Source organism: Mesorhizobium sp. M7A.F.Ca.US.011.01.1.1 (assembly GCF_003998295.1).
Classification (GTDB): domain Bacteria; phylum Pseudomonadota; class Alphaproteobacteria; order Rhizobiales; family Rhizobiaceae; genus Mesorhizobium.
Genome location: NZ_RZRT01000210.1, coordinates 1 through 759 on the forward strand (window position 1 = coordinate 1; position 759 = coordinate 759).

1 protein-coding gene is annotated in these 759 nt (G+C 66.0%); it reads left to right on the top strand.

All coding sequences use genetic code 11. The features are described 5' to 3' along the window. Positions 1-71: 71 nt before the first annotated feature. Positions 72-759, top strand: a 688-nt coding sequence (locus EOA13_RS37370) for a beta-ketoacyl synthase N-terminal-like domain-containing protein (RefSeq protein WP_275955675.1), incomplete at its 3' end; no start/stop codon positions are given.

The following is a 759-nucleotide window of genomic DNA, read 5'->3' on the forward strand; positions in this document are numbered from 1 at the left end:
CCTGGTCCAATCTCAAGAATGTCGGCGACGTCGTGGAAGCCGTCCGCGGCTTGCTTGCGAAGGAGGCTTGAATGGACAGGCGCGTCGTTATCACCGGAGTGGGCGGCCTGTGCGGACTGGGCACCGACGCCGCCTCTATGTGGAAAGAGATGCGCGAAGGCCGCTCCGCCATCGGCCCGATCGCCAATTCCGAGCTTCATGACCTGGAGGGCATGACCGGCGCTGAGATCAAGGCGCTGCCCCAGCACGACATCGATCGCAAGCAGCTCGTCTCCATGGCCCGCTTCAGCTTGCTCGCCGTGCTTGCAGCGCGCGAAGCCATGCGGCAGGCCGGACTTTCCTGCGACGAGGGGAATGCCCATCGCTTCGGCGCGACAGTGGGCGTCGGCGGCTTGGGCTGGGATGTGATGGAGGAAACTTACCGGGCCCTCCTTTTGGACGGCGCGAGGCGAGTTGGCATCCTCGCTGTACCCAAAACGATGCCAAGCGCCGCCGCCGGCCAGGTGAGCTTGAGCCTCGGCTTGCGCGGGCCGGTCTTCGGGGTGACCTCCGCATGTGCCTCGGCCAACCATGCGATCGCCTCGGCGGTGGACCAGATCAAGCTGGGCCGGGCCGACGTAATGGTTTCCGGAGGCAGCGACGCACCCTTCGCATGGGGCGTGCTGAAAGCATGGGAAGCAATGCGCGTGCTTTCACCCGATACCTGCCGGCCCTTCTCCGCCGATAGGAAGGGCCTGGTGCTGGGCGAGGGTGCGGGCA